The following is an 18,876-nucleotide window of genomic DNA, read 5'->3' as shown; positions in this document are numbered from 1 at the left end:
CCCGGCTGCACCCTCCTCACGCCGGAGCTCCAGGCATCTGCCCTGAAGCCGCAATTTGCTGCGCCGCCTCTCCCGCGGCGTTCCGAAAACGGAACAAACAAACCGTAAAATTTGTTCTGCGGAATATTCATTCCATTTTCTGGGAGCGACGTCAAGCCTCTCTTTAGCGGCACTCGGGATATTGATGGGGCAATGCATGGGAATTGCGGGTGGCACAGGCGTTCGGCGACATTGCGCACGAAGTGGGCAGCCGCCATCTATGGAAAGGTCGAAGACAGGCCCCGCCGCAGGCCCTTCGACATCGCCGCGGCCGCTCATTTTGAAAATCCTGGAGACAGACTGATGTCCATTTCGATCTATCGCCTTACCGTTCCGATGTTCCAGCGCGGCCTCGCCAGCCTGAAGACCTATCTCGATAAGGCTGAAGCCTATGCGAAGGAAAAGAATATCGATCCGGTGATACTCGTCTCCGCGCGGCTTGCACCCGACATGCTGTCGCTGGCCGGCCAATATCAGCGGGCCAGCGACAGCGCCAAGTTCACGCTCGCTCGCCTGACCGCAACCGACGCGCCAAAGTTCGACGATAACGAGACGACGATCGAGCATTTGCGCGAGCGCCTGGCAAAGACAGAAGCCTATCTCGCCGGCTTCTCGGCGCAAGCCCTGGAGGGCGCGGAAAGCCGACAGATCACTCTGCCGGGCAAAAGCGGCATCGTGCTGCCGGGTGACGAATATGTCACCACCTTCGCCCTACCGAACTTCTACTTTCACGTCGCCACCGCCCACGCCATCCTGCGCAACCAGGGCGCACCGATCGGCAAGCGCGACTATCTGGGCTGATTCAAGGCAATTCCGGCAAAGCGCACAGCGGGTCTTGCTTGACATAAAAATAAAGCGAGCGTTGCCTCCATTCGAAGAAGACGGAAACGCTCTACCGGGGTCGGTGCGTCACCGGCCCCTTTTCCGTCAGCTCGGTATAGGCAAGCGTCTGGTCGAGATGCCGCGCTCTCAGCGAGAGCAACTTCTCGGCATATTCAAGCCGGATCGCCGCATAGGCCGGATCAGTCGCGACGTCGTCGAGCTCCATCGGATCATTGCTGAGGTTGAAGAGCAGCGGCGGCAGTGCGGCAAAATGCACATATTTGAACCGATCGTCGCGGATCACGGCGAGGTTGCATTGGTTCGGCCCCAGCCCGAAATGCCGCTCCGCCTCGCCCTTGGCGATGTCGCGGAAATCGAATTCCCAGAATATCGCGTCGCGCCAGCCTTCGGCGACCTCGCCCGTGATGAACGGCATCAGCGACCGACCGTCGAGCCCGTTCTTTGGCTCGATGCCGAGCCTTACGCACAAGGTGGGAAAAATATCCGCAGCGCTGGTGAAATCGTCAACGATCCTGCCGGCCGCAGCGGTTGCGGGATCGCGGATGATCAACGGGATATGGTAGCTGCCATCGAAGAAGCCACCCTTGCCGAGCGTCCAGTGATCTCCCGCCATCTCGGCGTGGTCCGAGGTGAAGACGACGAGCGTATTCTCCCAAGCGCCCGCATCCTTCAGCGCCTGCCAGATCCGGCCGAGCTGGGCATCGACCTCTGAGATCATCCCGTAATAAATCGCCCGGATCGCCGCGAAGTCCTCGCTGCTCCAGGCGCTGAGCGGCCCTTGCGCCCCGTGAATGAAGCTGCCCTTGTCGGTGAGCGGCATGGCATGGGCGAGATAGGGATGAGCTTCCTGTTCCGCTTCGCGGTTTTCCGCACGCGCAAAGGCCGGCCCGTCATCCGGCTTGTACATCCGGTTGAACGGCGCCGGCACTGAGAATGGCGGGTGCGGACGCAAGAAGGAGACATGCGCAAACCACGGCCGGTCCTGTTCGCCCATCCAGCGAATGAACTCGCCGGCCAGGAAGGCGGTCTGGGTCTCATCGCTGGAATAGGCTGGTGCAGCATCGGAAATTTCGCCGGCTCGCGCACCGACGGGGATGTGGATGTCGCGGCTGACGGCATTTGCATGGCTACGTGACCTGAGCCATGAGAGCCATTGCCGCTCATGCTCGGGCAGGAGTTGGCGAGCGGTAAAACCCGGCAACACGCCTTCGTAGGTGGTCAGATGCGGGTCAGCCGCATCCATGCCGCGCGGATCGGGCGCCGTGTCGGTATAGCCGAACAGCGTTGGGTCGTATCCCGCCCGCCGGGCAGCTAGAGCCAGATTGTCGAAGCGAGCGTCGAGCGGCGAACCATTGCGGCAGACGCGGTGGTTCATCTGATAAAGGCCGGTATAAAGCGTGGCCCGGGCCGGAGAGCAGGGCGCGGCCCCGGCATAATGCTGCCGGAAGAGCGTGCCTTCGCGCGCCAGTGCATCGATGTGAGGTGTTTTCACACAAGTATGACCGACCGCCGACAGGCAGTCGCCACGCCATTGGTCCGCGGTGATCAGCAGAATATTGGGCCGGCGGAGCTTTTCAAGGCTTTTTGGCTCAATGCTGCTTGGCTCAATGCTGGTTGGATTTTGCATGCCAATTCCAGGCGGAGCGGATGATCTCGGACAGATCATATTGCGGCACCCAGCCGAGCACGTCGCGCGCCTTGTCGTTGTTGGCGACCAGCGTATGCGAATCCCCTTCGCGCCGGCCGATATATTCGACAGGGAAGGGTCGGTTCGACACGTCTTCGATCGCGCCCAGCAATTCCCTGACCGTCGTACCCGTGCCGGTACCGAGGTTGAGCGCGACGGAATCGCCGCCCTTCAGCAGATATTCGACGGCGCGCACATGCGCGTCGGCAAGGTCGAGCACATGGATGTAGTCGCGCACGCAGGTGCCGTCGCGCGTCTCGTAGTCGCTACCGAACACCTTGAAGCCCTGGCGACGGCCGAGTGCGGCGTCGATCGCCAAGGGAATCGCATGCGTTTCCGGCTGGTGCCACTCGCCGATCCGACCTTCGAAATCAGCACCGGCCGCATTGAAATAACGCAGCACCACCGAGCGCAGGCCCTTGTACTGGTCGTAATCGGCAAGCGCCTGTTCGACGATATATTTCGTCCGCCCATACGGGTTGATCGGCACCTGCCGGTGCGTCTCGTCGAGCGGTACGCTCTGTGGCAGGCCATAGGTGGCGCAGGTGGAGGAGAAAACGAAGGCGTTGACGCCAGCCGCCTGCGCCGCCGAAAGCAGCGTCAAAGTGCCGATCACATTATTTTCATAGAATGAAACCGGATCCTTGACCGATTCGCCGACCTCGATCAGCGCCGCGAAGTGCAGGATTGCCGCCGGCTTGTGCTTGGCCAGCACCTCGTCCAGCCGGGCACGATCGCGAATGTCGCCCTCTTCCGCCGGCCCCCATTTGACGAACTCGCGATGGCCGTTCGAAAAATTATCGAAGACGACAGGCCTATAGCCCTTGTTCGCCAGGTCGAGGCACGTATGCGAGCCGATATAACCGGCGCCGCCGACCACAAGAATCGTTTCACCTGCCATGCACCACCCTTAATTATCAGTGAGAGATGGAAGAAACCTAGACGAGATACACGTCAATAAAAAGAAGGAACTTCGATCGGCGCGAGAGGACAATACGTCAAATGCCGAAACCGGCGGTTTTGCGATTTGGCCGAAACGGGGAAGTCGATCCATTATTCGCGTGATTTGCATGACCGCTCGATTTAAGCCGCTTGTACCATCGGGCGATGCTCAACGATCCGCGACAGACAGCAAGGAGAACGGGAATGAGGAAGGCATTGATCGTCTGGGGCGGCTGGCAGGGCCATGAGCCGGAACACTGCGCCCATATCGTCGCCGATCTCCTGCGCGAGGACGACTTCGCCGTGGAGGTGACCGGCGATCTCGGCATATTCGGATCTCCGATCCTGGCCAAGGCGGATTTGCTGGTGCCCATCATCACCGGCGGAACGCTGGAAAAGCCCCATGCTAGCGCCCTGGTCGAGGCTGTACGCGGAGGTCTCGGACTAGCCGGCCATCACGGCGCACTCGCCACCTCCTTCAAGGAAAGCGCGCCTTTCCGCTACGTCTCCGGCGTCACCTGGGTCGCCCATCCCGGCAACATCATCGATTTCCGTGTCGCCGTCACCCGCCAGGACGATCCCGTCATGGAGGGCATTCCCGATTTCGACTACCGGTCGGAGCAATATTATCTGCATTATGATCCGACGGTCGAAATCCTTGCGACCACCACTTTCACCGGCGCTTACGATCCGGCGGCGCGCAACGTGGTGATGCCCGTCGTCTTCAAACGCCATTTCGGCGCCGGCCGCATCTTCTATTCCGCTCTCGGCCATGTCGCCGCCGAGTTCGACCATCCCTTTATGCCACTCATCCTGCGGCGCGGCCTCGGCTGGGCCGCGCGCCAATAGTATCAGGACGACACATTGCTGCATCCGGGCGGGATGAGTGCTTCAATTCGACTGGAAAAGGTTTTAACGCGCCCCTTTCAGCTGAAGGCCGTTCTCGACAGCGGGGACCGCCCCGTCATAGACCCGCATCAGCCGTCCGGCCGCTTTCAGCTTCTCGATAAGGTCGTTTCCGTCGGGCGAGGCTTTGGTCAATTCCAGTTGCTCGAATTCCTTGAGCGCCTGCATCCAGTGGCTTTCCCCGCGCCCCTCCGGCCGGCCTTCCGATTCCCACAGCGAATAAGCGCGCTGGCTGACCCAGGCGTCCCGATTGTGACTCATAACAAACCCCAGCCGAAAAATTTGGAAGCAAATTTCGATAGCCAACAAGGTGCCAGAGTTGGCTTTAGGAGTGGTTACGAGGCAACGTTAGTTTTTAGATAATGCGAAGAGATGCGGATACTTAGGCCCTGATAAAGTAATAGGAACCGGCGGCAGAATTGCCGCACGTATCCTGCTGCGCCCCTTGCCAATACGGCAAAGGCCGGAGCACTGGAGGCAATCAACGGCGTTCCCGCTTGCGACGCCAGGGTGCGTCCTTCTGCCAGTCGCCGGCCATGATGCTTCCGTACGGAACGACCTCGTCGACCACCTCGGCCAGACCGTAGTGCTCGATCTGCGCACGCACATTGGCGGCGGACTTGTAGGCGCTCGGCAGTTCCGAGACGTCGGCAAAGCCCGAGAAGAAGCGAACGTCCAGACCCGCCGTCTCCTTTTCCATGATCGCCGCCATGTTGTTCGGGCTCAAGCCGCGGGCATCCGCGCCATATTCTTCCGCCAGGCGCCTAATATGGGCGCTGCGCGAAAAATTACGGCCGGCGCCGTGTGGCGAGAAGCCGAGGCCATGGGCGGCGTTGGAGCCGCGGACGATCAGGATCGGTTCCGCCATGTTCAGCGGAATGATCGTCAGATCGGTGGCATCCTCAGCCCATTTGTCGAAGGCCGGCGTCGCTCCCTTGCCGTGATAGAAGAGGCCGTCCGATTTCCGGAAAACGAAATTGTGCTCGTTCCAGAAACGATCGGCCACCTTCGCCGAGAGTGTCTTTGCCGCCATGTCATGCACGACATAATGGTTTTCCCTCGTCCACTGCCGGATGGCCTGCAGAGCCGACCAGTAGAGGTCGCCCTCTTCGGTGTCGGCGGGAATCCATGCATTGTCCCGCAGGGTTTCCGGCGAGATCTGCTCGCGAAAGCGGTTCGCGGCCTTCATGCCCTTGTCGTAGAGCCGGGCACCCGGTGCACGCGACCCGTGATGGGTGACGAGCGCGGTCTCGCCGGTCGATTTCATCGTTCCGACAAAAGCGAAATGATTGCCGTCGCCCTGCGTGCCGAAATGTTCGATGCCGGCACTGAGCGCCCCGTCCCGCAGGAACGGGTTCTGCTGGAAGGCCGACAGCGTCGCTTCGGAAGGCTTGATCTGCGCACCGCGCGGACGGCCACCAGGCCCGAAATGCGTTACCGCATGCACGGCGTCGAGAAGCGATTTCGGATCGACATCCGGAAAGATCGAGATTGCCATGGAGCAGCAGATGTCAGCCGAGTGCATGCCGGGATGGATCGCCTCGGATGCCACGACACCGCCAACCGGAATGGTGCCGACCGGCCCGGCCGGGCAGGCGTCCGGCATGATCGCCGCAGCCCGGACGACCGGCGTGCGCACCAGCGCCCGCATCGTAGCATTGACCTTTTCGACATTGTCCTGCTCGAAGGCGTTCTCGGCGCGGATATTGGAATAGATCTCGATATCGTTATCCGATCTCAGGGCGAGCGTCGGCCCCGGCTGAAAATCCCTTGCTGCTTCAAGCGCCTCCGCGGCCGAACCGCCCTGGCTCAAAACCCTGTTGGCAGCATCGAGAGCCGGACGAAACCACTTGCCCTGGCTCATGCCTGCGTCGATCAGATCCTGTCCGCTCATTATCTCGGTCATCTTCTTTTCTGCGTCTGCAGTCCTTCTTCTTGGTTACGTTTCATGCTCGCCTGGGCGACGATTTTTCCGGACGCCAGGCATTTTTGCAGCGGCGACAAAGGTGGACGAAACCGAGTGGCCCCGCTCGTGCCAGAGAGCGCCGCCGGGACAGGAGTCGAACCTGTCAGGCCACCTCGATACGGAGGCTGTAGTTTCGTCCGGCATTCGCCGCTGCAATTCTCGTCATGGCGACAAGTCCTGAGGAAACATCTTGCGCATCCTTCTCCCTTTCGGGATTCGGGCGACAAGGCGGGCCTTGAACCCGCGCCCGGCGTTACCGATGTAGTTTCCCCGGCATTCGCCATGTCCTTTACATGTCTTTCGATTGGTCCGTGACGACGAGATGTGGTGGAACACCCGCTCTATCCGCTGAGCTACGGGTCCTTGTTTTCTGGGGGACCCGACGGGATTCGAACCCGCGACCTGGAGAGTGACAGTCTGTAGTTCCATCCGGCATTCGTCACGGTGCCTCGCGCCGTTCACTGGCGGCGCGAAGCAATTTCAAAGATCGGTCGCCTCGATCCTGCGAAGCCATTCGCCCGGACCGGACTTGCCGGCCGCGAAGCTGGTGATGGCTCCGTACACGGCATCCGAGAAGCCGCCGATATTCAGCACGTCCTCTCCCGTTGCCGGCGTCTGGACGTAGGGCTGGATGTCGAGGCAGACCAGCTTCGCCGCCGGGTTCAGCCTCTTGATCCGCGCCCATTCAGCCATCATCGCGGTCGCCTGGCCGTGCCCCCGCGCATCCATCCAGGACTGGTTGTCCGAGACGAAGAGCACGAGGTCGACCGCCGCCTTCTCCTTAGCCAGCAGCCGCAGCGGCGCGGAGCAGTTCGTTCCGCCGCCGCCGACTGCCGCGAGCTTCGCCGCATTGGTCATCACGCTGTCACGCCCGTTCAGCTGGACGTTCACGACGTCCTGTTCGAACGGGATGATACGCGTCTGCCGGTTACGCCGCAGGAACGACGCAGCCACGAGTGCTGCGACATCGATGCAGCGGACGGTTGATGTCGCGCCCTTTCGGGAGCCGGTGACGGGGGACGACATGGAGCCGGAGACATCCGGGCAGACCACGATCTTCCCGCCGATCGTCGGCACGCTGGAGACTGCCACCTCCATCGCATCCTGCAGAGCATCCGCAACGACAGCCGGAACCGACCGGTTCGCCATATGCCACGCCACCATCAACTGATAGGGGAAGACACGCGCCTTGCGCACAGCTTCCGGATCGGCGATCCGCGCAGCAAGCCGTGCGGCCATGCCATTCACCTCGAACACGCCGTTTCGGGCAAAGGTGTTGAGGTTCTGCCGCACCATCTGCCACGAGCCCTTCAAGGCGATTTCCGACCACTGCTCCTTGCTCAGACCAAGCGAGGTCAACATCTGGAACGGCACGGGCGGCAGCGGCAAGCTGCTATCGCGCTTGAACGCTTCGAACGCCTTTACCTCCGCCGGCAATGCGGCGACATCATACGGCTTGCCGACTGCCCAGGCGTAGAGTGCCTGACGCTCCGCGTCTCGCGGCTTCGGATGTACCATCCGGATCACATCCGGCAGCGACGGATCGTTGCCGACCATCGCATGCAGAAACTGTTCCGTCGTCACCCGGTCGAACCAGGCCTGCACCATCTTCTTCGGCCGCGATCCGAGCGATTTCCGGCCGGTCACACCCGACCGCATAACCTGCACGAAGCCGCGCAACATCTTGCCGCTCTTCACGACACGCGGAAACGCCCGCGCAAAGGCATCGCTTTCGAGGCCCGAAAGCATCGCCAGCAGCATGACTGGCATGTCCTTCATATGGCCCTTCTCCGCCGCGTAGACCGCGAGCTTTGCCAGGAATTCCGACTCGACCTCCGCGCCAAGGCGCATCACGGCATCGAGCTGTTCCCCGGCATCCGCATAGAACGTGTCGCCGAATGTTCCGGTGACGGCATATTGCGCCAGGGCTTCACGCGGCGAGAGAGTATAGGCTGCTGCGCCTTCGTGGTTGGTCGTCGTCGTGCCGGCGAGCAGCTTTCCGAAATAGGATTTGAAGATTGCCTTGTTCACCATGGCAGCACCTCTTTGATTGGTTCTGCCGAATACAATTCAAGTGGCGTGCCAGTTTCTAAAATCCGCGACAAGTTTCCGCGAAATAGATCATAAACTTTTGATTATAATGATAAAAACTTATAAGACAATTTCTGCCTTGCAAATTGCCAAGTTCGAGAAAGGGGAATAGTCTATCTGATGATATAGGATTTTATAATTTTGGATAAATGATGAAGCGCCGAGTCGCCATCAGCATGCTTGGAACGACTCTCGACGTGGGCCGGCGTGAAGACCGATGGACGCGCTGGCGGCCGAACGTCGGCCTTTGCCAACAGGCCGGTCTCTTTATCGATCGGCTGGAATTGATCCACGACAACCATTCCGACTGGCTGGCCAAAACTGTGATCAGGGATATCGAGACGATTTCGCCTGCGACGGAGGTTCGCCAGCGCATTATCAATCTGCGGGACCCCTGGGACTTTTCCGAAGTCTATACGAGCCTCAGGGATTTTGCCCGGGACTACAGTTTCGATCCCGAGGCCGAAGACTATTTCGTCAACATCACCACCGGCACCCATGTCGCCCAGATCTGCTGGTTCCTCCTGACCGAAGCGCGCATCATCCCCGGCAGGTTGCTGCAGCTCTCTCCGCCGCGCGAGCGCGAGCCGGGACAGGATTTCGCGGGAACCCATCGCATCATCGATCTTGATCTCTCGCGCTATGACGAAATCGCCAAGCGCTTCGCATCCGAACAGGCCGATGCCGCCTCATTTCTGAAATCCGGTATTTCGACGCGAAACCCCGCCTTCAACCGCATGATCGACGAGATCGAGCGCGTTGTGATCCGTTCTACCGCACCCGTCTTGCTGACCGGCCCGACCGGCGCGGGAAAATCCCAGCTTGCCAAGCGCATCTACGAACTCAAGAGGGTCGAGCGAAAAGTCAGCGGTCCGTTCGTTGAGGTCAACTGCGCAACGCTCCGCGGCGATCACGCCATGTCGGCGCTTTTCGGCCATGTCAAAGGCGCCTTTACCGGCGCGGCAGGCGAACGGCCCGGCCTGCTGAAGTCGGCGGACAAGGGTGTGCTCTTTCTCGATGAGATCGGCGAACTCGGCCTGGATGAACAGGCCATGTGCCTGCGGGCGATCGAGGAGAAGCGCTTCCTGCCGGTCGGCGCGGACCGCGAAGTTTCCGCCGACTTCCAGCTTCTGGCGGGTACCAATCGCGATCTCGGTGAAGCCGTCCACCACGGTCAATTCCGCGAAGATCTCTTTGCCCGGCTCAATCTATGGACTTTCCAGCTGCCGGCGTTGCGCGAGCGCAAGGAAGATATCGAGCCCAATCTCGATTTCGAGCTTCGACGGTTCCTTGAACGTGAAGGGCAGAACGTGACGTTCAACAAAGAGGCGCGAAGCCGCTATCTCGCATTTGCAACCGGCTCGGAAGCTGTCTGGAGCGCGAACTTCCGCGACTTGTCCGCCTCCGTCACGCGCATGGCAACGCTCGCGCCTCAAGGCCGAATCACTGTCGAGGTAGTCGATGACGAGATCCGACGCCTGAAGGCAGCCTGGCGCGGCTCCTCGGGACGCCGGTCATCCGACGACATCCTCATCGATCTGCTCGGCGAGGACGCCGTTAACAGCCTCGATCGTTTCGACGCCGTTCAACTCGCCGCCGTTGTTCGCACCTGCCAGGAGCATGTCAGCGCCAGTGCCGCGGGCCGGGCACTGTTTGCAAACTCGCGGCTGGAAAAGAAGAGCAGCAACGACGCCGATCGGCTTGCCAAATATCTCGCGCGCTTTGATCTGAAATTCGAAGACGTAAGAAAATCCCGATAGGCGGCGTCTCCTCATCAGACCTGGCCCTTGCGAACCATCGCCAACCGGTCGCTGGCAGGCTGCCGCTTGAGTCCGTTCCGTACCTGTGTCTTCGGGATGTGCAAGAGTGCCCGGCCTGAGAGATAGGTGACGTTTTGTACCGGAGACATGGGTAACACTTTTCGCTTTTTTGCGGGAGGTGTTGATGCCGTGGAGAGAGACTTCGGTCATGGATGAGCGTCTTCGATTTGTCGCCCGGTTGCTGGAGGGCGAAGGGATGAGCGAGGTTTGCCGGGAGTTCGGGATCTCGCGCAAGACCGGCTACAAGATCTTCAATCGCTACAAGGAGGACGGGCTGGAGGCCCTGACGGACCGGTCTCGGCGACCGGTGCGCTATGCCAACCAGTTGCCCGAGCCGGTCGAGGCGATGATCGTGCGATGCAAGAAGGACAAGCCGCACTGGGGCGCGCGCAAGATCCGCGAGCTCCTGGTCCGCCGTCTGGCCGGCGACGTGCGCATCCCAGCCAGAAGCACGGTGCACGCGGTGCTCGACCGGTACGGCCTTGTGAGCCAGGCCCGCAAGAGGAACCGGGCGAACAAGGCCGTGGGCACGACGCTCTCGACAGCCATCGGACCCAACGATCTTTGGTGCGCCGACTTCAAGGGCGAGTTCAAGCTGGGCGACGGCAGATATTGTTACCCCCTGACGATCACCGACCAGGCTTCGCGCTATCTCCTGTGCTGCGAGGCCTTCGAGACGACCCGCGAACGCGGCGTCTTCGGTGCGTTCCGGCGAGTCTTTGCCGAGCGTGGGCTTCCGCTTGCCATTCGTTCCGACAACGGCCTGCCGTTTGCCAGCCCGAACGGGCTCTACAATCTCTCGAAACTGTCGGTCTGGTGGCTCAGACTCGGCGTCGCCTTCGAACGCATTCGCCCCGGCCACCCGCAGGAGAATGGCCGCCATGAACGCATGCATCTGACGCTGAAGAAGGAAGCCACCCGTCCGCCGGGACGCAATATTCTCCAGCAGCAAATGCGCTTCGACGCATTCGTCAGCGAGTTCAACACCGAAAGACCGCATGAGGCCCTGTCGATGAAGGTCCCAGCCGATGTCTACAAGGCTTCGCCGCGACCCTATGAGGGGCTGCCCGAGATCAGCTATCCCTTCCATGACCGCGATGCCATCGTCACCAACTGCGGCCGTCTGTGCATCCATCGCAAGAAGATCAACATCTCAACCGTCATGGCCGGTCAGAGGCTCGGCCTCAAGGAGGTCGACGACGGCATTTGGCTCGTCAGCTTCATGCACTATGATCTCGGATATATCGATCTGGAGCAGAGGACTTTACAAACCATCGACAACCCGTTCGGCACGAGGTTGTCACCCATGTCTTAGGGACAATCTGTTACCTATGTCTCCGGGTCGGACAGGGAAAAACTGGAGCGGGCGAAGGGATTCGAACCCTCGACCCCAACCTTGGCAAGGTTGTGCTCTACCCCTGAGCTACACCCGCTCAATCCGCATCGGTCCGGGGTAGTCGTTGGACCGTGGGCGCCGCCTCGTGGCGACGGGCGCTATATGGCCTAACGGATTTTCAAATGCAACAGGGAAATGACGGAGAAGCGAAGAAAAATTTCGGTGTCCGGCGAGGCAGAGCGGAAAGGGCGCAAAACTGGGGGTAGAGCATCGGTTGTGAAGATTGCCAAACATTGTGGACGGACTTAATCAGGACGCCTCGACTTTTCCTTATCTCCGTTCGATGGATTACCCGATGTCCGATAATACCCCCAAGACAAGACAAGAATTGTTCGCCTTCCTCGACGGGCTCGGCATCGCCCATAAGACAGTGGATCATGAGCCTGTTTTCACCGTGGCCGAATCAGTTGCGTTGCGCGACGCGATCCCCGGCGGCCACACGAAGAATCTTTTCATCAAGGACAAGAAGGACAGGTACTTCCTGCTGACGGTGGAGGAGAATGCCGAGGTCGACCTCAAGCAGGTTCACACCATTATTGGCGGGTCCGGCCGGGTCTCCTTCGGCAGAGCGGAGAAGCTGATGGAGTATCTCGGTGTCATTCCGGGAGCGGTCACTGCCTTCGGCGCGATCAACGACATCGGCGGAAACGTCACTTTCGTGCTCGATGCCGATCTGATGGCCGAGGAAATCATCAACTGCCATCCGCTCTCCAACGATGCGACAACATCGATTGCGAGCGGCGACCTCATCCGTTTCATGGAAGCGACCGGACATAAGCCGCTTGTCTTGAAAGTGACGTCCTGACATACGATTTTAGCGCTACAATGACGCCGGCAGGATCGGCGCGGCGGGAGATACCTATGAGCGGCAGCAACAACCCCTATAACGGTTCCTTCGGAAATCAGATGTCGGCGACGGCAAGCTTCGGCGCTCAGCCGGAAGCGGCGGCTGCGGCCGGCAGCTACATCAGCGACACGACGACTGCGAATTTCGGCAAGGACGTCATTGAGGCGTCGCGCAAACAGCCGGTGCTGGTCGATTTCTGGGCGCCGTGGTGCGGTCCCTGCAAGCAGCTGACGCCGGTCCTGGAGAAGGTAGTCAATGAAGCCAAGGGCCGCGTTCGACTGGTCAAGATGAACATCGACGACCATCCCTCGATTGCCGGTCAGCTCGGAATCCAGTCGATCCCCGCCGTCATTGCCTTCGTCAACGGCCGTCCGGCTGACGGCTTCATGGGTGCGGTGCCGGAAAGTCAGATCACTCAGTTCATCGACCGTATTGCCGGGCCTGCCGGTGCCGATGAGGCGGCCGAAATCGAAGCCGTGCTGACGGAAGCGGCGGAGCTGCTCGCTGCTGGCAACGTCAACGAGGCGGCGCAGCTTTACGGCGCGGTCATGCAGGCCGATCCGGAGAATGCCAAGGCGCTTGCCGGGATGGCCGAATGCATGATCGCCGCAAACCAGCATCAGCGGGCCCGCGAAACGCTGACTGATCTGCCCGAGGAGCTTGCGAAGGACGCCGGCATCCAGGCGGTGCTGAAGAAGCTCGACCAGATCGAGGAGGCGCGCAAGCTCGGCGATCCCGTCGCGCTCGAGCAGGAGCTGGCGACCAATCCCGACAATCACGAGGCGCGGCTGAAGCTCGCCAAGATCCTCAATGTCGAAGGCCGGCGCGAGGAAGCCGCCGAACATCTGCTTCTCATCATGCGCAAGGATCGCGCCTTCGACGATGACGGCGCCCGCCGGCAACTGCTGCAGTTCTTCGAGGTCTGGGGTTTCAAGGATCCGGCGACGGTTGCCGCGCGGCGCAAGCTTTCGGCAATGCTGTTCTCTTAAGATGAACATCCGCCCTTGCGTTTTCGGGCGGGGGCACCACATTCTCGTCAGGACGGGCGCGCCCGTCCACCAGAATGCGGGACGGTTTCATGCAAGTCGGTAATGCCAGATACCTGAAGCCGGGCGATCTGCCTGATGCGATCGCAGTCTTCCCCCTGACCGGGGCCCTCCTCCTGCCCGCCGGGCAGCTTCCCCTCAACATCTTCGAGCCGCGTTATCTGGCGATGCTGGATGCAGCCCTTGCCGGAAACCGGCTGATCGGCATGGTCCAGCCGGCACTCGGCGAACATGAGGACAAGGGCGGCGAGCACAACCTTGCCGCCGTCGGCTGCCTCGGTCGCATCACCTCCTTTGCCGAGACCGGCGACGGGCGCTATATCGTGTCGCTGACCGGCGTCTGCCGCTTCCGGCTCCTGGAGGAGAAGGTGACCAGCGATCCCTTCCGCACCTTCCGCATCGCGCCCTTCATTGCCGATCTCTCGGCCGAGAACGAGGAGGAGGCGGTCGACCGTACGGCGCTGCTGACCGCTTTTAAGGCCTATCTCGATGCCAATAAGCTGGAGGCCGACTGGGAGAGCGTCGAGCGGGCCAGCAACCTGACGCTCGTCAATTCACTTGCCATGATGTCGCCGTTCGGGCCGGCTGAAAAACAGGCGCTCCTGGAGGCGCCGGACCTGAAGACGCGGGCCGAGACGCTGATCGCCATTACCGAAATCGTGCTGGCGCGGGTCTTCGGTGACTCCGATACGGTTCTGCAGTAAACTGCGGTCATGGACGAAAAACTGAGCCGCGTCGATCCGAAACTGCTGGAACTCCTGGTCTGTCCGCTCTCCAAGGGCCGGCTTTCCTATGATCGCGAACACAACGAGCTCGTCTCGGAAAAGGCGCAGCTTGCCTATCCGATCCGCGACGGCATTCCGATCATGCTGGTGTCCGAGGCCCGCCGCCTCGACGAATAGCCTCTCCGAATTCGGCTAAATCGTCTGGCCGGCCAGCAGCCGCGGATTATCCTTTGCCGCTGTTCCGGCCGCCTGGCTGATGAAGAAGGATTTGAGGCGCGGCAGCCGGTCGACGATGCCGAGACCGACATCGCGAGCGATACGGATCGGCATTGCGTCGTTGGAGAAGAGCCGGTTCAGCACGTCGGTCGTCACGCCCATACGGAAGGTGTCGAAGCGCCGCCAGGTCTGGTAGCGCTCGAGGATGTTGATCGAGCCGATATCGAGACCGAGGCGGTCGGCCTCGACGATCGTTTCGGCGAGCGCCGCCACGTCCTTGAAGCCGAGATTGAGGCCCTGTCCCGAGATTGGATGGATGCCGTGGGCGGCGTCGCCGGCCAGCGCCAGACGTGGAGCGACGAAGGCGCGGGCAAGCGTCAGGCCGAGCGGAAAGGCGCGTTTGTCGCCGATGACCTTGAGCGCCCCGAGCTTGTGGCCGAAGCGGCGTTCCAGTTCCTCCTCGAAGATCAGATCGTCGGCGGCGACCAGCCTGTCGGCATCATGCGTGCGTTCCGTCCAGACGAGCGAGGAGCGGTTGTTCCGGAGCGGCAGGATGGCGAAGGGGCCGGCCGGCAGAAAATGCTCTTCGGCACAGCCGTCATGCGGCCGCTCATGTTCGACGGTCGCGACAATGCCGGACTGCCCGTAGTCCCAGGTGACGGTCCTGATGCCGGCGAGATCGCGCAGCCTTGAGCGCACGCCGTCGCAGGCAACCACCAGCCGGGATTCCAGCGTGCTGCCGTCCGAAAGCGTGACGTCGACATGGCTGTCGTGGGTTTTGAATTCGGTCGCCCCAAGCCCGTGGCGGATGTCGATGCCGAGCCGCTGGCAGAGACCGCGCAGTGCTGCCACCATTGCAACGTTCGGGATCATGTGTGCGAAGGGCCGGCCTTCCTCCACTTCGCCGTCGAACGTCAGGAATACGGGACGGACCGGATCGGAGGTCCGGGAATCGGTGACGATCATCTTGGTGATCGGCTGCGCTTCAGGCTCTATCTCGTTCCAGATGCCGAAGACTTCGAGCATCTTTGAGGCCGCCGCGATGATGGCTGAAGCGCGCGTATCGTTTTTCCAGACATGCTCGGGGGCGGCCTCCACGACCGCGACGTTCAGATGGGGCGTTGCCTGCTTGACCGCGACCGCCGCAGAAAGGCCGACATACCCCCCGCCCACAACCAGCATATCCAGCATCGCGCCGCTCCCGTACCTTGTGCCTCAGATGTGATCTATATAGATCATCGCAACTTCACTTCCTACCGCCGGGAGGCATACAAAATGACGCGCGAGACGAGCGAACCTTCGGCGATGGAGAGGCTGCTTGCGACGCTCGATCTGGAGCCGATCGAGGTCGATATCTTCCGCGGCCGCAGTCCGCAGGCCGGCTGGCAGCGGGTCTTCGGCGGCCAGGTCATCGGCCAGGCGCTGATGGCGGCACAGCGCACCATCGGGGCCGAGCGCTTCGTTCATTCGCTGCACGCTTATTTCATGCGCCCCGGCGATCCCTCGGTACCGATAATCTACCAGGTGGAGCGCATCCGCGACGGATCGAGCTTCAACACCCGGCGCGTCGTCGCTATCCAGCACGGCAAGGCAATCTTCGCGCTGTCGGCTTCTTTCCAGGTCGAGGAAGCGGGCTTCGACCACCAGATCGCCATGCCCGAGGTGGCGATGCCCGAAGAGCTGCTTGGCGAGCAGCAGATCAAGGAGCAATATCTCGCGCATGCACCGGAAGCGATCCGGAAATATTGGGAGCGCGAGCGGCCGATCGAGATCCGTCCCGTCTCGCTGACCCATTATTTTTCCGACAGGAAGCTCGAGCCCCGGCAGGACGTCTGGGTGCGCGCCACCGGTCCGGTTCCCGATGACCGGCTCTATCAGGCGGCGGTGCTTGCCTATCTCTCAGACATGACGCTGCTCGATACGTCGCTTTATGCCCACGGAACGTCCATCTTCGACCAGAGCCTGCAGGTGGCAAGTCTCGATCACTCCATGTGGTTCCACCGACCCTGCAAACTCGACGACTGGCTGCTCTATACGCAGGACAGCCCCTCGGCTTCGGGCGCCAGGGGATTAACCCGCGGGAGCCTGTTCACCCGGACAGGTGTGCTGATCGCGTCGGTCGCGCAAGAAGGATTGATTCGGAAAAAGGCAAATGAATAAATAACAGGCATATTTGCAGATTTGCGCATTATTTGTGCGCTTATTGCTCGGTCAATTGCCTGTTTATTGGCATTCCCAATTATAACATTTATTTTTCAATAAGTTAACTTCGGCTTCGAATCTGGCACGTCCTTTGAATGTATATCGCCGGTCGCTGTTCAGGAACGTCAGCGGCAAGGAGAGTCGGCTCCGCGCCGAGGATAACGAAGGATGGGAAACCAGATGAAAATTGTGATGGCTATTATCAAGCCGTTCAAGCTCGATGAGGTCCGCGAAGCCCTTACGGCGATCGGCATTCAGGGCCTGACAGTAACCGAAGTGAAGGGCTACGGGCGCCAGAAGGGGCATACCGAAATCTATCGCGGCACCGAATATGCGGTCAGCTTCCTGCCGAAGCTCAAGATCGAAATCGCGGTTGCATCGGAACTTGTCGACAGGGCGGTCGAAGCCATCGCGGCGTCGGCCAAGACCGGCCAGATCGGTGACGGCAAGATTTTCGTCTATTCGATCGACCATGCCGTGCGCATCCGTACGGGCGAAACCGATTCAGAAGCGCTGTAAGAACGGCAGATCAAGGAGCCTTTTCCAATGTCAATCTCGAAGTTTTCTTCCACCTTTGCGCGCGTCGGCGCTGCATCGGCCGCGCTTCTTGCGCCGGCCGTCGCTTTTGCGCAGGAGACTGCCGCGCCAGCTGCTGCCGCCGCTGCTCCTGCCTTCACCATGGACAAGGGTGACAATACCTGGATGCTCGTCTCCTCGGCGCTCGTCCTTCTGATGACCATCCCCGGCCTTGCGCTTTTCTACGGCGGTCTCGTGCGCGCCAAGAACATGCTCTCCGTGCTGATGCAGGTCTTCATGATCACGGCGGTCGTGTCGCTGATCTGGGTGACCTACGGCTATTCGCTCGCCTTTACCGACGGCGGCTCGCTGAACAGCTTCATCGGCGGCTTCTCCAAGGCCTTCCTCGCCGGCGTCAACACATCGTCGCTTGCCGAAACCTTCTCGAAGGGCGTCGCCATTCCGGAATACACCTTCATCGTCTTCCAGATGACCTTCGCCTGCATCACGCCCGGCCTGATGGTCGGCGCCTTCGCCGAACGCGTCAAGTTCTCGGCCGTCATGCTCTTCGTCGTGCTGTGGGTCACCTTCATCTACTTCCCGATGGCGCACATGGTCTGGTTCTGGGGCGGCCCGAGTTCCTACAGCGCACCGGCCGGCCTGATCTTCTCCTACGGCGCAATCGACTTCGCCGGCGGCACGGTCGTTCACATCAATGCCGGTATCGCCGGCCTTGTCGGCGCCATCATGCTCGGCAAGCGCACGGGCTATAAGAAGGAAATCATGGCTCCGCATTCGATGACGCTGACCATGGTCGGTGCCTCGCTGCTCTGGGTCGGCTGGTTCGGCTTCAATGCCGGCTCCAACCTCGAAGCCAATGGCTACGCATCGCTTGCGATGATCAACACCTTCGTCGCGACGGCCGCCGCCGCCGTGTCCTGGTGCATCGTCGAAAGCCTCGCCCGCGGCAAGGCCTCGATGCTCGGCGGCGCTTCCGGTGCCGTCGCCGGTCTCGTCGCCATCACGCCGGCGGCAGGTTTTGCCGGTCCGATGGGCTCGATCGTTCTCGGCCTCGTCGTCTCGCCGATCTGCTACTTCTTCGTCGACGTCGTGAAGAACAAGTTCAACTATGACGACAGCCTCGACGTCTTCGGCGTGCATTGCATCGGTGGCATCATCGGCGCTCTCGGCACCGGCATCCTCGTCAATCCGGCGCTGGGCGGTGCAGGCATTGTCGACTATTCGACGGCTGATTTTGCCGCCACCTATGCCGGCACGGCAACCCAGGTCTTGAACCAGGCGAAGGGCGTTCTCACCACCCTCCTGTGGTCGGGCATCGGTTCGGCGATCCTCTACAAGATCGTCGACGTCATCATCGGCCTGCGCGTCTCCGTCGAGGCCGAGCGCGAAGGTCTCGACCTGGCGACCCACGGCGAAGCCGCCTATCACTCGTAATCTCGGCTTTGGGCGCCCGCGTGAGGGCGCCCCACACAGCCCGTCGCGGCTCTCACCAAGAGCCGCTCTTGGCCCGAACCTTCCACCGGTTCGGGCCTTTTTATTTTCATCGCCGGCATTGGGCACGCCGCAATGCATGGTTAACATCGCTTTAACCCGGCTCTGGTTAGGTAGAGCGG

Annotated in this window: 17 protein-coding genes and 1 tRNA gene; 11 read left to right on the top strand and 7 right to left on the bottom strand. The window is 61.0% G+C overall.

Going from position 1 to position 18,876, the window contains the following annotated elements; genetic code table 11:
- Nucleotides 1–342 precede the first annotated feature (342 nt).
- Nucleotides 343–840 (top strand): DUF1993 domain-containing protein, encoded by a 498-nt coding sequence (locus NMA58_RS19515; RefSeq protein ID WP_430960066.1) that lies wholly within the window; start codon nt 343–345, stop codon nt 838–840.
- A 91-nt stretch (nt 841–931) separates the two neighbouring features.
- Here the strand turns inward: NMA58_RS19515 and NMA58_RS19510 are convergent, their stop codons facing one another.
- Both NMA58_RS19510 and galE read right to left on the bottom strand, forming a co-directional pair.
- Nucleotides 932–2,509 (bottom strand): alkaline phosphatase family protein, encoded by a 1,578-nt coding sequence (locus tag NMA58_RS19510; protein ID WP_434711640.1) that lies wholly within the window; start codon nt 2,507–2,509, stop codon nt 932–934.
- Nucleotides 2,487–3,470, bottom strand: a complete 984-nt coding sequence (gene galE, locus NMA58_RS19505) for a UDP-glucose 4-epimerase GalE (protein WP_183706412.1) — start codon at nt 3,468–3,470, stop codon at nt 2,487–2,489. The genes NMA58_RS19510 and galE overlap by 23 nt, the downstream gene beginning before the upstream one ends.
- A gap of 245 nt (nt 3,471–3,715) precedes the next feature.
- Between galE and NMA58_RS19500 the strand changes: the two genes are divergently transcribed.
- Nucleotides 3,716–4,360, top strand: a complete 645-nt coding sequence (locus NMA58_RS19500; RefSeq protein WP_434711639.1) for a ThuA domain-containing protein — start codon at nt 3,716–3,718, stop codon at nt 4,358–4,360.
- Nucleotides 4,361–4,423: 63 nt separating this feature from the next.
- Here the strand turns inward: NMA58_RS19500 and NMA58_RS19495 are convergent, their stop codons facing one another.
- The 3 genes from NMA58_RS19495 to NMA58_RS19485 all read right to left on the bottom strand — a co-directional run bounded on the left by NMA58_RS19495 (nt 4,424) and on the right by NMA58_RS19485 (nt 8,417).
- A complete protein-coding gene (locus NMA58_RS19495) occupies nt 4,424–4,678 on the bottom strand; it encodes a DUF2934 domain-containing protein (protein ID WP_434711638.1) in 255 nt (84 codons plus the stop codon).
- Nucleotides 4,679–4,898: 220 nt separating this feature from the next.
- Complete coding sequence (locus tag NMA58_RS19490) at nt 4,899–6,311, bottom strand: RtcB family protein (protein ID WP_434713457.1); 1,413 nt, start codon at nt 6,309–6,311, stop codon at nt 4,899–4,901.
- A 552-nt stretch (nt 6,312–6,863) separates the two neighbouring features.
- Nucleotides 6,864–8,417 (bottom strand): vWA domain-containing protein, encoded by a 1,554-nt coding sequence (locus tag NMA58_RS19485; RefSeq protein WP_434711637.1) that lies wholly within the window; start codon nt 8,415–8,417, stop codon nt 6,864–6,866.
- 209 nt (nt 8,418–8,626) lie between these two features.
- On the opposite strand from NMA58_RS19485, the gene rtcR reads away from it, so the two are divergent.
- Nucleotides 8,627–10,234, top strand: a complete 1,608-nt coding sequence (gene rtcR, locus NMA58_RS19480) for an RNA repair transcriptional activator RtcR (RefSeq protein ID WP_434711636.1) — start codon at nt 8,627–8,629, stop codon at nt 10,232–10,234.
- A gap of 184 nt (nt 10,235–10,418) precedes the next feature.
- A complete protein-coding gene (locus tag NMA58_RS19475) occupies nt 10,419–11,609 on the top strand; it encodes an IS481 family transposase (RefSeq protein WP_430961215.1) in 1,191 nt (396 codons plus the stop codon).
- 43 nt (nt 11,610–11,652) lie between these two features.
- Here NMA58_RS19475 and NMA58_RS19470 read toward each other — a convergent pair.
- Nucleotides 11,653–11,727, bottom strand: a tRNA-Gly gene (locus NMA58_RS19470).
- Nucleotides 11,728–11,985: 258 nt separating this feature from the next.
- Here NMA58_RS19470 and NMA58_RS19465 point away from each other — a divergent pair.
- The 4 genes from NMA58_RS19465 (at nt 11,986) to NMA58_RS19450 (ending at nt 14,485) form a co-directional block, all read left to right on the top strand.
- Nucleotides 11,986–12,495: a prolyl-tRNA synthetase associated domain-containing protein gene (locus NMA58_RS19465; RefSeq protein ID WP_434711635.1), complete on the top strand. Its 510-nt coding sequence runs from the start codon at nt 11,986–11,988 to the stop codon at nt 12,493–12,495.
- Between the two features lie 56 nt (nt 12,496–12,551).
- Nucleotides 12,552–13,526, top strand: coding sequence for a thioredoxin (gene trxA, locus NMA58_RS19460; protein WP_183706492.1), 975 nt, complete (start codon nt 12,552–12,554; stop codon nt 13,524–13,526).
- Nucleotides 13,527–13,600: 74 nt separating this feature from the next.
- The gene (locus NMA58_RS19455; protein WP_176536246.1) at nt 13,601–14,287 is read left to right on the top strand and encodes an LON peptidase substrate-binding domain-containing protein; all 687 of its coding nucleotides are present in this window, start codon (nt 13,601–13,603) and stop codon (nt 14,285–14,287) included.
- Between the two features lie 9 nt (nt 14,288–14,296).
- Entirely contained in the window at nt 14,297–14,485 is a 189-nt protein-coding gene (locus tag NMA58_RS19450) for a Trm112 family protein (RefSeq protein WP_003567459.1), read from the top strand.
- 15 nt (nt 14,486–14,500) lie between these two features.
- Here the strand turns inward: NMA58_RS19450 and NMA58_RS19445 are convergent, their stop codons facing one another.
- On the bottom strand, nt 14,501–15,715 hold the full coding sequence (locus NMA58_RS19445; protein ID WP_434711634.1) for a ubiquinone biosynthesis hydroxylase: 1,215 nt from the start codon (nt 15,713–15,715) through the stop codon (nt 14,501–14,503).
- Between the two features lie 84 nt (nt 15,716–15,799).
- Between NMA58_RS19445 and tesB the strand changes: the two genes are divergently transcribed.
- The 3 genes from tesB to NMA58_RS19430 all read left to right on the top strand — a co-directional run bounded on the left by tesB (nt 15,800) and on the right by NMA58_RS19430 (nt 18,697).
- Complete coding sequence (gene tesB / locus NMA58_RS19440) at nt 15,800–16,684, top strand: acyl-CoA thioesterase II (RefSeq protein ID WP_434711633.1); 885 nt, start codon at nt 15,800–15,802, stop codon at nt 16,682–16,684.
- Between the two features lie 210 nt (nt 16,685–16,894).
- A complete protein-coding gene (locus tag NMA58_RS19435) occupies nt 16,895–17,245 on the top strand; it encodes a P-II family nitrogen regulator (protein ID WP_003543684.1) in 351 nt (116 codons plus the stop codon).
- 27 nt (nt 17,246–17,272) lie between these two features.
- Nucleotides 17,273–18,697, top strand: coding sequence for an ammonium transporter (locus tag NMA58_RS19430; protein WP_434711632.1), 1,425 nt, complete (start codon nt 17,273–17,275; stop codon nt 18,695–18,697).
- Nucleotides 18,698–18,876 lie beyond the last annotated feature (179 nt).

Source organism: Rhizobium sp. YTUHZ045, from assembly GCF_051124255.1.
Lineage (GTDB): Bacteria > Pseudomonadota > Alphaproteobacteria > Rhizobiales > Rhizobiaceae > Rhizobium.
Note: the sequence above shows the minus strand (reverse complement) of the source record. Positions and strands in the feature narration are given on the sequence as shown.

Coding starts and splice junctions, on each gene's coding strand:
- NMA58_RS19515 (WP_430960066.1), top strand. CDS start 343: ATGTCCATTTCGATCTATCGCCTTACCGTTCCGATGTTCCAGCGCGGC.
- NMA58_RS19510 (WP_434711640.1), bottom strand. CDS start 2,509: ATGCAAAATCCAACCAGCATTGAGCCAAGCAGCATTGAGCCAAAAAGC.
- galE (WP_183706412.1), bottom strand. CDS start 3,470: ATGGCAGGTGAAACGATTCTTGTGGTCGGCGGCGCCGGTTATATCGGC.
- NMA58_RS19500 (WP_434711639.1), top strand. CDS start 3,716: ATGAGGAAGGCATTGATCGTCTGGGGCGGCTGGCAGGGCCATGAGCCG.
- NMA58_RS19495 (WP_434711638.1), bottom strand. CDS start 4,678: ATGAGTCACAATCGGGACGCCTGGGTCAGCCAGCGCGCTTATTCGCTG.
- NMA58_RS19490 (WP_434713457.1), bottom strand. CDS start 6,311: ATGAGCGGACAGGATCTGATCGACGCAGGCATGAGCCAGGGCAAGTGG.
- NMA58_RS19485 (WP_434711637.1), bottom strand. CDS start 8,417: ATGGTGAACAAGGCAATCTTCAAATCCTATTTCGGAAAGCTGCTCGCC.
- rtcR (WP_434711636.1), top strand. CDS start 8,627: ATGAAGCGCCGAGTCGCCATCAGCATGCTTGGAACGACTCTCGACGTG.
- NMA58_RS19475 (WP_430961215.1), top strand. CDS start 10,419: ATGCCGTGGAGAGAGACTTCGGTCATGGATGAGCGTCTTCGATTTGTC.
- NMA58_RS19465 (WP_434711635.1), top strand. CDS start 11,986: ATGTCCGATAATACCCCCAAGACAAGACAAGAATTGTTCGCCTTCCTC.
- trxA (WP_183706492.1), top strand. CDS start 12,552: ATGAGCGGCAGCAACAACCCCTATAACGGTTCCTTCGGAAATCAGATG.
- NMA58_RS19455 (WP_176536246.1), top strand. CDS start 13,601: ATGCGGGACGGTTTCATGCAAGTCGGTAATGCCAGATACCTGAAGCCG.
- NMA58_RS19450 (WP_003567459.1), top strand. CDS start 14,297: ATGGACGAAAAACTGAGCCGCGTCGATCCGAAACTGCTGGAACTCCTG.
- NMA58_RS19445 (WP_434711634.1), bottom strand. CDS start 15,715: ATGCTGGATATGCTGGTTGTGGGCGGGGGGTATGTCGGCCTTTCTGCG.
- tesB (WP_434711633.1), top strand. CDS start 15,800: ATGACGCGCGAGACGAGCGAACCTTCGGCGATGGAGAGGCTGCTTGCG.
- NMA58_RS19435 (WP_003543684.1), top strand. CDS start 16,895: ATGGGAAACCAGATGAAAATTGTGATGGCTATTATCAAGCCGTTCAAG.
- NMA58_RS19430 (WP_434711632.1), top strand. CDS start 17,273: ATGTCAATCTCGAAGTTTTCTTCCACCTTTGCGCGCGTCGGCGCTGCA.